Annotated in this window: 8 protein-coding genes; 3 read left to right on the plus strand and 5 right to left on the minus strand. The window is 70.1% G+C overall.

All coding sequences use genetic code 11. The annotated features are described in order from the left end of the window. Window positions 1–47 precede the first annotated feature (47 nt). Together HR086_RS20670 and HR086_RS20675 are read left to right on the plus strand one after the other, a co-directional pair. Window positions 48–599, plus strand: coding sequence for a TetR/AcrR family transcriptional regulator (locus HR086_RS20670; protein ID WP_174457594.1), 552 nt, complete (start codon window positions 48–50; stop codon window positions 597–599). Next, window positions 596–1,717 (plus strand): DUF418 domain-containing protein, encoded by a 1,122-nt coding sequence (locus tag HR086_RS20675; protein WP_174457593.1) that lies wholly within the window; start codon window positions 596–598, stop codon window positions 1,715–1,717. The genes HR086_RS20670 and HR086_RS20675 overlap by 4 nt, the downstream gene beginning before the upstream one ends. 1 nt (window position 1,718) lies before the next feature. On the opposite strand, the gene HR086_RS20680 is transcribed toward HR086_RS20675, so the two are convergent. From HR086_RS20680 to HR086_RS20695, 4 genes are all read right to left on the minus strand, one after another. Next, on the minus strand, window positions 1,719–3,560 hold the full coding sequence (locus HR086_RS20680; protein ID WP_373564333.1) for a pseudouridine synthase: 1,842 nt from the start codon (window positions 3,558–3,560) through the stop codon (window positions 1,719–1,721). 66 nt (window positions 3,561–3,626) lie between these two features. Beyond that, window positions 3,627–4,904 (minus strand): APC family permease, encoded by a 1,278-nt coding sequence (locus tag HR086_RS20685; protein WP_217440586.1) that lies wholly within the window; start codon window positions 4,902–4,904, stop codon window positions 3,627–3,629. Between the two features lie 180 nt (window positions 4,905–5,084). Beyond that, window positions 5,085–6,221, minus strand: coding sequence for a class I SAM-dependent RNA methyltransferase (locus tag HR086_RS20690; RefSeq protein ID WP_174466476.1), 1,137 nt, complete (start codon window positions 6,219–6,221; stop codon window positions 5,085–5,087). A 41-nt stretch (window positions 6,222–6,262) separates the two neighbouring features. Then, window positions 6,263–7,015 carry a 1-acyl-sn-glycerol-3-phosphate acyltransferase gene (locus HR086_RS20695; protein ID WP_141645679.1) on the minus strand — a complete coding sequence of 251 codons (753 nt, stop codon included), beginning with the start codon at window positions 7,013–7,015 and terminating at the stop codon, window positions 6,263–6,265. Window positions 7,016–7,317: 302 nt separating this feature from the next. Between HR086_RS20695 and HR086_RS20700 the strand changes: the two genes are divergently transcribed. Then, on the plus strand, window positions 7,318–8,208 hold the full coding sequence (locus HR086_RS20700) for an oxidoreductase (RefSeq protein WP_141645678.1): 891 nt from the start codon (window positions 7,318–7,320) through the stop codon (window positions 8,206–8,208). Here HR086_RS20700 and HR086_RS20705 read toward each other — a convergent pair. Next, window positions 8,186–9,826: an ATP-binding protein gene (locus HR086_RS20705; RefSeq protein WP_174466477.1), complete on the minus strand. Its 1,641-nt coding sequence runs from the start codon at window positions 9,824–9,826 to the stop codon at window positions 8,186–8,188. The genes HR086_RS20700 and HR086_RS20705 overlap by 23 nt on opposite strands. Window positions 9,827–9,877 lie beyond the last annotated feature (51 nt).

The following is a 9,877-nucleotide window of genomic DNA, read 5'->3' on the forward strand; positions in this document are numbered from 1 at the left end:
GCGCCCCTCCCTCCGTAGCGTCTGGCTCGGATACTCGAGCGAGCATCTTGAGCGCGGCGGCTCGTGCGTTCGCGGTGGACCCCTCCGCGTCACTCGTCGATGTGGCCCGGTCCGCGGGAGTCGGACGGGCGACGCTTCACCGGTACTTCAGCTCCCGCGAGGAGCTCATCCGCGAGGCGGGGTTGGACTCCCTGGTGCAGCTCGAACAGGCGTTGAAGGCGCACCGGTTCGAGCGGCTGGCTCCCGATGTGGCCCTGGAGTCCCTGGTGGGCGCGCTGACCCCCTGGGGCGACAGGCTCCGGTTCCTCCTGGTCGTCTCCGAGCTGAGCCAGGAGCCTTCGCTCAAGGCCGCTGAAGCCCGGGTGGACGAACAACTCATGCGCATCCTGCTTCGCGCCAGGGACGAAGGCGTGCTGCGCCAGGACCTGCCGAGCGCGTGGTTGTTCGCCACCTTCGAGGCGCTTCTGTATGCGGCCTGGACGTCGGTCGCCCAGGGTGACCTCGCCGCGAACGATGCCGCTCGAACACTTCACGAGACGCTGCTCCACGGCCATGGCACCGGGCGCCCCGCTGGCGCCAGGAAGGCGCGCCCACGATGACCCCGAATCCCACGGAGCGGCTTCGCGGCATCGATATCGCTCGTGCATGCGCCATCTTCGGGATGTTCGTGGTGCATGCGTTCCTCGTTCTCGGGCCTCCCAGTTCTGGCCTTTCGGGCTGGGAGCGCATCGTGTTCAACCTGACCGAAGGGCGCGCCGCCGCCACCTTCGTCCTCCTGGCGGGCCTGGGGGTGGGGCAGCTGCTCTCGCGACGGGAAACCACCGACTCACGTCGCGTGCTGTGGCGTCGAGCCCTCTTCCTGGGCGGGCTGGGAGTTCTCAACCTCATCGTGTGGCCTGGCGACATCTTGCGGCTCTACGGCGTCGCGCTCTTCGCCGCGCCGTGGTTGCACCGCTGGTCATCCAAGGCCCTCTCGGGGCTCGTGGCCGCGCTCATCCTCCTCTTTCCGCTCGCGGCCCTCCTCGTGGACTGGGATGCCCGTTGGGACTGGGCCACGCTCACCTACCGGGGCCTTTGGACTCCCTCCGGTTTTGTCCTCAACCTGGGGGTCGATGGCTTTCGGCCCTTGCTCCCCTGGTTGGCGTTCTTCGTCCTGGGCCTGCGGCTGGCCCGGCTCGACTGGCGCGACAGGGCCACGCAGCGGCGAATGCTGTGGGCGGGCATCTGGCTGTTCGTCCTGGCGGAGGTCGCCTCGGCGGGGCTGGTGAAGCTCGCGATTCAAAGCGCGATGGGTGAGCGGTTGGGGGCACAAATCGTGACGGCGCTCCTCGGTACGCACTCCATTCCGCCCATGCCGTTGTTCATGCTCTCCGCGCTGGGCATCGCCTGCCTGGTCCTGGGTGGCGGCTTCGTGCTGGGGGACCACCTCCCGCGACGCCTTCAGGAGGCGCTGGTGTCCACGGGGCGCCTGGCGTTGACCTGGTATCTGGGCCATGTGCTGCTGCTGGTGGGGCTCGCCCTCGCTGGATACGGCAACCGCCTCTCCGCGCTTGCCGCCATGGGGGTGGCGTTCGCTGGGTTCGCGGGTGTCGTCGCCGTGTCGACCTTGCGAAGCGGAGCACCCATGTTGCTGGAGCGAATGCTCCGGCGCTTCTCCACACCGAGCCCCCGTGCTGACAAGGCGATGGAGTCACCGCCCGAATCGCCTCGCGAATGAGTCAGAAGGGCGCGGGGCAGTCGAAGGTGATGCTTGCCCCTGTCCCTGGATGCTGGAGGGTGAGCGACTCCGCGTGGAGCATGAGTCGCGCTCCCCCGCGGCCGTAGAGCCGGTCGCCGACGATGGGTGCACCGAGCCCGAGCGGATGCGAGGCATGGACCCGGAGCTGATGAGTCCTTCCCGTGAGCGGAAAGAAGGCCACGCGGGTTCGCCCGTCGCGCCGTTCGAGGACTCGCCACTCCGTCACGGCGGACTTGCCGTGGACGGTGTCGTGAATCTGTCGAGGGCGGTCATTCAGGTCGACGCGCATCGGGAAGTCGATGCGGCCCTGGTCCTCCTGGATGAGTCCCTCCACCCACGCGACGTAGCGCTTGCGCACTTCACGGTGCACGAACTGGCTCTGCAGTGCCGCATGCGTGCGTGAGTCGAGCGCCGCGACAATCAGGCCCGACGTGTCCAGGTCCAGTCGGTGTACCAGGAGCGGGCCGGTGGCCTCGGGATGACGCGCCCGAAGCCGCGTGAGCACGGAGTCCGTGAGCGACTCTTCGCGCCCAGGCACGGACAGCAGCCCGTGGGGCTTGTCGATGACGACGAGCCACGGGTCCTCGAACAGGACGGTCAGCGCGCCAGGGGCAGCGGGTGGCGGCACGAAGGTTCGTGGCGGCGCGACCTGAAGTCCTTCCAGCATGAAGGGGAGCAGGGGACCGCACTTGTCGCGACAGGCGGCGTAGTACGCGCCGGAGACGCGTCCTCCTGCTGGAGGTGGTGCGCCCCACCAGAACTCCGCGAGCGCGATGGGGCGCAGCCCGTGGGCATGCGCGTATGCGAGCAACTTGGGCGCGGCACAGTCGGCGGCACCGGAGGGCGGCTGGCCGCGCTCGTAGAGGGTTCGCAGGAGGCGACGCTCGCCTCGCGCGCTGGTGATGGCGTAGGTGTCGTGGATGCGCCGCATGAGCGCGCGACTCACCATGTGGCGCAGGCGCTCCAGGGCGCGGAGTCGTCGTTCCCGTCGCGCGAGCTGCGGCTCGATTCGCTGTCGCTCCTCCGCGTGGGTGGCTTCCAGACGGCGTCGCTCGGCTTTGTCCCCTCGACTCTCCTGGTCGAGCGTATGGAGCGCGGCGCGTTGCGCGGCCTCGTCCCGCGTATCCGGTGCGTTGGTGTCCATCGAATCGGCTGAACCCCGCCGCTCCCGCGCGGCCGTCTCATCCCGAGCGGGCCACTCGAGAGGCCGCGCTGATTCGGCCGGGCCTCCTCGCTCCCCAGGGGGATGGGAGTCCATGGGAACTCCTGGATGCTCGGGAGATGGCCGCGTCCTCGTGAGCTCCGCCCGACGTGCATGACGCTGCTTTCGACGCGCCTCGTGACGCTCACGCAGCGCCGTGAGCTCCGCGGTGTGTCGAGCCGACTGGGCCTCATGTGCGGCCCGAAGCGCGATGAACTCGGGCTCGGACCCCAGGGCTTCGGAGCGAGCCAGCAGTGCCTTCACCGTCGCCTCGCCCTCGGGCTCCAGGCGTGCTCGGGCCTCACGGTCGAACAGCGGTGGAACGAAGCCCTCGAGGTCCCAGCGTCCGGCGAGCATCCCCGAGAAGGCTCGCAGGAACCCGACGCGTCCATCGGGCCGGCGCACCACCAGCACGCCGAACATCTTCCCGCCTTCGGGACTCTCCAGCAGGGACAGCGGCACGTCCGCGGCGAGGTGCCGCGAGCGGAGCTCCGCCTGGAGGACCTCCGCGGCCTGCCGCGCGAGCGCCGAGGGCCCCAGCTCATCGAAGGGGCTCGGGAAACTTCCCGGTTCATCGGGAAGCTTCGTCCGGGGCTCGAAGAGGGTGACACGCGGGTCCACGTGTCCACCGCTAACATGAAACCCGGGCCCACTGCGAACGGGCCCGGGAGCCGAGCGCTCCCTGCGTTACTGGAGTGCGACCTTCCCATCCGGCTTGCGCTGGAAGCGATACAGCACGAAGCCGACAGCGAGCGCGATGGCACCCGCGATGAGGTTCTTCCGCTGGGCGCTCAGCGCGAACACGACACACAGTGAGGCGGCGGCGATGGGAATCACCGGCCCTCCTGGGATGCGGAACGCATTGGCCGGCTGCTGGAGCTTGCGCCGCAGCACGGGCACGGCCACCGCGGTGCCGAAGTACGTCGCCAGCCGGGCCACCACGGAGAGCGTGGCGAGGAACTCGAACGACCCGGTGAAGGCCAGTGGGAGCGCGATGGCGGTCTGGGTCACGATGGCGACCATCGGCGTGCGGTAGCGCGGGTGCAGCGTGGCGAGCGCCGCCGGACCGAAGCCATCCTGCGCCAGCGCGTAGAGATAACGAGGCCCTGCGAGCACCGTGTTGCTGTTGGTGCCGAGGATGGACAGCACTCCGCCCACCGTCATCAGGAGTCCGCCTCCGTTGCCCAGGAAGCGCGCGGCGGCATCCGCCAGCGGCGTCTTCGAATCCACGACGCCCGGCAGCGTCCCCAGGGCGACCCACTGCACCGCCGTGTAGATGAGCGTGACGACGCCAATCTGGACGATGAGCGCGAAGGGCACGTCCCGGCGCGGATTCTTGAACTCACCGGCCGGCGCCGCGGTGTTCTCGAAGCCCGCGTAGGCGAACAGGAGCAGCAACACGGCGGCGCCCAGGTCGCCGTCACTCTTCGCCACCACGGAGGTGGCCAGCGGCGCGGACACGAAGAAGATGCCCACGGTGATGAAGACGAGCAGCGGCACCGTCTTGGTGATGGCCAGGAAGACGGCGGTGCGTGCGCCGCCCTTCACGCCGACGACGTTGATGGCGGTGAGCGCGAGCAGGGGTATCGCGATGGCCAGGCCCTGCCCCACGCCCTCGTTGGCTCCAGGCCACAGGTAGCCGAGCGCGCGGGAGAAGCCGACGGACAGCGAGGCCACCGAGGAGACTCGGGCGAGCCACGTCATCCACCCCACCTGGAAGCCCACCAACTCACCGAAGGCCTCGCGCGTGTAGAGGTACGCGCTGCCGGGCTTGTCGAAGTAGCTGGCGGCTTCCGCGAAACACAGCACGAGCAGCAGCACGGCCAGTCCGGCCACCACCACCGCGCCCGTGCTGGCGGAGCCGAGGTTGGCGGCGGCGGCGGCGGGCAGGAGATACACCCCGCTGCCGATGACGTCGTTGATGGAGAAGCCCACCAGCTCCCAGCGGGAGACAGCGCGCTTCATTCCAAGGTCTTGGGGAGTCGAATCGCTACCAGTCGTCATGGTGGGGTGGGGGAGGCCGGGGTGGACCTGACAGGGAGGACCACTGGAGCATATGCGGGGAGAAACCGCGAATTCAGGGACTCCCGAGCCCCACGCGAGCCGTGACTCCGGCGCGCGAACCTCACCCCCTTCAAATACGACTCACGCCGTCAGCAGCAGGCGACACCGCAACCCACCATTGCGCACGGGAAGACTGCGCGCGCCGGGCAGCTCCAGCGCCTTCACCAGGGCGGAGTCCTCCGGAACCAGCAGCGCCGCGCGCCAGCCCGCGAAGCCCTTGCGAACCAGGGTGCCGAGCGCGCGGTAGAGGCCGGGCAGGTCCTCCCCTTCGCCCAGGCGTTTGCCATAGGGCGGATTCGCGACCAGCAACCCGGGCCCACCCGGGGGCGCGGTCAACGTGCGCAGGTCCTTGCGCTCCAGCGCGAGCGTCATGCCCGCGCGCCGAGCGTTCCTGCGCGCCGTGCCCAGCGAACCCGCGTTGATGTCATAGCCATACACGGCCGCGCGCGGTGCCGTCAGCGTCTCCGCCTCCGCGCGCGCCTTGCGAGTGGCCCACGCGCTCGCGTCGAAGCCCGGGAAGGACTCGAAGGCGAAGCCATGCAGCAACCCTGGCGCGCGACGCATGGACATCCACGCGCCTTCCACCAGGAAGGTGCCCGAGCCGCACATCGGGTCCACCAGTGGCTCCGTGCCGTCATACCCGGCCAGCATCAGGATGCCCGCCGCGAGCGTCTCCCGCAGGGGCGCGCGGCTCACCTCTTGTCGATAACCCCGGCGATGCAGCGGCTCCCCGCTGGTGTCCGCGCTCACGGTGAAGTCATTGCCCTCCACTCGGACGAGCAACGTGAGCCCCGGACCGCCTTCGTCGTCGAGCGGACCCGCCCGGCCCACCTCGGCCAGTCCCCATGCCTTCGATGCCGCCGAGAAGACAACGCCCTGGCTCGGGACACCCGCGCGGTGCAGCGTCACCGAGAGCCGGGGCGGCGCGCCCCTGTCCCACGTGCGTGACAAATCCAACGCGCGCAGCCCTCGAATCAGCGCGCCCTCGTCACTCGCGTGGAAGGAGCCCAGCCGCAACAGCACCCGGCTCGCGGTGCGCAGGCGCAGGTTGGCTTCCTGATGCAGCCCCGTGGGCCCCTGGAGCTCCACCCCGCCTTCGACGAGGGAGGGCTTCCAGCCCAGGGCGGAGCACTCCGCCTCCAGCGCGGTCTCCAGTCCGGGAAGGGTGGACACGTAGACTTGTTCTTCGGCGCGGGCGGTCGTCACGGGAGGCCCCATTGTCCGTGCTCCTGCGGCGACCGCAACGCTTCATTGCGGAATCACGGCGGCGATGCGGCCGGCGACTCGGACTCCAACGGCCTGGGCACCCGGGGCGGGTCGTCCGCGTAGACGCCCCGATACTCGGGAGGCAGCAGCTTCGCCACCCGGCGCATCATCGCGTCCACCAGCGCCTGCCGCGTGTCCTCCGCGCCAGCGACCTCCGCCTCCAGGTCCTCCATCCGGAACGCGGGGCCCACCCGCACGCGGACGTGGGCGTTGTACAGCCGCTCGCCGCCCATGTCCGAGTCGTTGATGGGCATCAGCTTCTCCGTCCCCATCAACGCCACCGGTACCACCGGCGCACCTCCGCGTTTGGCGATGAGCGCCACGCCCTTCTTCGCCTGGTGCAGCGCCCCATCCCGACTGCGCGCGCCCTCCGGGAAGATGAGCACCGAGTCGCCGCCCTTGAGCGTCTCCACCGCCCGGCGCACCGCCTCGATGTCCGGCGAGTTGGGCTTGATGGCGATGGTGTCCATCACCTCCGAGGCCAGCCGCGTCATCACCGTGCTTTGCAGCTTCACGCCCGCCAGGAAGTACAGCCGCCGGGGACGGAACGCGCGGAACAGCGTGAAGCCGTCCGCATTGGACAGGTGGTTGCAGATGTAGAGACAGGGCTCGTCGGGGATGTTGCCCCGGCCCTCCACGACTTCGTCGGCCAGCGCATCCCACACGCCGTCCATCAGGGTGCGGACCACATGTCGCCGGACACCTTCCGGCAGTCGGGCCATCAGGGAAAAGAGAATGCGGAGCACGCGTCGGTCGCCTCCACCTCGGGACGGCCCGAGAGCATGGTCCGGTCGGAGCCCACGCGTCCGACCGTTACCGCCAGGGCTTCAGCACCGCCACTGGCCACCAGAAGATGTAGTCCTGCGGGGGCTCCAGGTCAGTGCTCGCGAGGAGTCCGCCTCCTGCCCGCAAGCCGTCCCGTCGTGCAGCCAACGCTCCGGACCGACTCCGGGACGGGGCAAAACCGTCCATGTCACCCACCCGTGACCCCCTGGGCGTGCGCGAACCCATCGGCGAGCACCCCGGGTTTGCGCTAAGGGAGGGAGCCATGAGCGCCGCCGAATCCACCCTCTCGCGCAGCAGGAAGCCCGTGGAGTACGAGGTCACCGTCGCCCACGTGCGGATGGACACGCACGACACCGCGACACTCTTCCTCGACTTCGGCGAGCCCCGTCCGGACTACAAGGCCGGCCAGTTCATCAACATCGACCCGCACCAGTTCCACGCGCTCGGGCGCCTGTCCGCCTACCTGCAGGAACAAAAGGGGCGCAAGGAGCCCCAGCGCTCGTACTCGCTGGCCTCCGCGCCCCATGAGCCCCACGTGGCCATCACCGTGAAGGACGAGGAGTTCATCCCCGGCCTCACCCGCTACCCGCCGCTCCTGTCCCCGTTCCTCGTCCACGGCCGGCTCACCGGCGCGCGACTCAAGGTGCTCGGCTTCATGGGCCCCTATGTGCTGCCGGACGACGTGGACCAGCGCACGGACCACGTCGTCCACATGGTGGCCGGCTCCGGCGCGGTGCCCAACTTCGGCATCATCAAGGATGCGCTCCACCGGAATCTCAAGGTGCGCCACACCTTGCTCATGTCCAACAAGACTTGGAGCGACGTGCTCTACCGGGACGAACTGGAGGCGCTGGAGCGCCAGCACCCGGACCGCGTCCGGCTGGTGCACACCCTCACCCGTGAGCTGGACGAGTCGCGCTTCGGCGCCAACGTGCGCAAGGGCCGCGTCCACCAGGCCCTGCTGGAAGAGCTCATCCCGGACCGGGCCACGTGCCTGGTCTACGCGTGTGGCCCCGCGATTACGCCGTGGGACCGCCGCAAGGCGCTGGAGACGCGCACTCCGGCCACGCCGCGCTTCATGGAGACGGTGCTCGGACACCTGCACGCGCTCGGCATCGACGACAAGCGCATCAGGCGGGAAACGTACGGGTAGGCCCCAGCGGGAGCACCACCTCGAAGCGAGCGCCCCGCTTGGGCCGGCCGCTCGCGCGCACCTGTCCTCCGTGCGCGAGCACCACGCGCTTGACGATGGCCAGCCCCAGGCCCCGTCCGTTGGCGCGCGTGAGGAAGAAGGGCTCGAAGACGCGGCGCGGGTCCACGTCGGGAATGCCCGGGCCCTCGTCCTCCACCACCAGCCGCACGCCGCCCTCCACGGGTTCCACGTTCAGCCGCACGCGCCCGCCCGGCGGTGAGGCCTGCACCGCGTTGCGCACCAGGTGCGTCGCCGCGAGTTGGAGCAGCGTCTCATCGCCCATGATTTCGGGCACGTCCGGCGCCTCGTCCACGGTGAAGCGCAGCGTGGGCGCATCCGGTGGACCATGTAGCTGGCCCAGCGCGCGCCGCACCAGCTCACCCAGGTGCACCAGCCGCGGGCGCGGCTCCAGCGGACGCACCACGTCCAGCAAATCCCTGACGATGTCCTCCAGCCGGATGGCCTCTTCCTCCAGCATGCCCACCGCGGCCTGTCCCGTGGGGCCCAGGTGCGCCTCGCGGCGCAGCACCGCCACCGCGTTGAGGATGGCGCCCAACGGATTGCGCACCTCGTGCGCCACCACTCCCGCCGCCTCGCCCAGCACCGTCAGCCGCTCGTGCGCGACCAGCTCCTCCTGGAGCCGCGTCACTTCGACCAGTCGCTCCGCCGCCACGCGGTGGTGACGCACGTTCTCCAACGCGCCACCGAGCAACTGCGCGAAGAGCTCCAGCGTGCCCGCGGCGGCCGGCGTGAGGTCCAGGCCCTGCGCGGAGAGGATGCCGAAGGGCTGGCCCTCCACGAAGATGGGCGCATCCAGGGCGCGGATGCCGGGAGGGTAGGCGCGCTGGATGTCCTCGAAGACCTCGCTCGTGTGGACGCGATGGGCCGCGCCGAGCGCGTCCTGATGGAAGGCCGCCTTGCGCCGCGCGAGCACCTCCGCCAGGTGGGGCAGGGTGCCAAGGGGAAGGCGGACCTCGGAGATGGGCATGCCGTACTTGCGCTCGGCCAGCGCGACGATGGCGGGCTCCTGCCGCATGGGGCCGTGCCGGAACGTGTCTCCTTCGACCAGGAGGATGGCCGAATAGAAGCCCTGCCGGTGGACGGCGTCGATGGCCGTCTCGAGGACCTCCTGCTCGTCGCGCGCGCGCAGCATGTCCGCGGCTGCCGCGCCCAGCGCCTCGGTGAGCCGGCGGGTGGTGTCCACGCCCTCGGCGTCGTGCAGCAGCACCACCGTCTCTTCCTGCGTGGCGCCCGGTGCATAGGTCGCCGCCACCGTGCGCTCCTTCCCGTCGGCTCTCCGGATGCGCAGCCACAGCGGGTGCTCCGGCCGGGTGCCGTCCCGGGTGAGGGCCTCGTGGAACGCCTCCACCCAGCCGCGCTCGGCGGGAATGAAGCGGGCGATGAGCGCGGTGACGGGCGTGGCCTTCAGCTCGTCGAGGGGAATTCCCAGCAGCGAAGCCAGGGCCGCGTTGGCGACCACCACCTGATCGCCTCGGGTGACCGCCGCGGGAGTGGGCAGCCCGGCAAGCAACCAGTAGTCAGAAGGGGCGGCGGAGGCGTCGGGAGGCACGGAAGTCATCCTGGCGGACGGCGCGAGGGGGCCGGGAGGGGGATGCAATCGATTTCGGGG

It is taken from the genome of Myxococcus sp. CA039A, assembly GCF_013336645.1.
Taxonomy (GTDB): domain Bacteria; phylum Myxococcota; class Myxococcia; order Myxococcales; family Myxococcaceae; genus Myxococcus; species Myxococcus llanfairpwllgwyngyllgogerychwyrndrobwllllantysiliogogogochensis.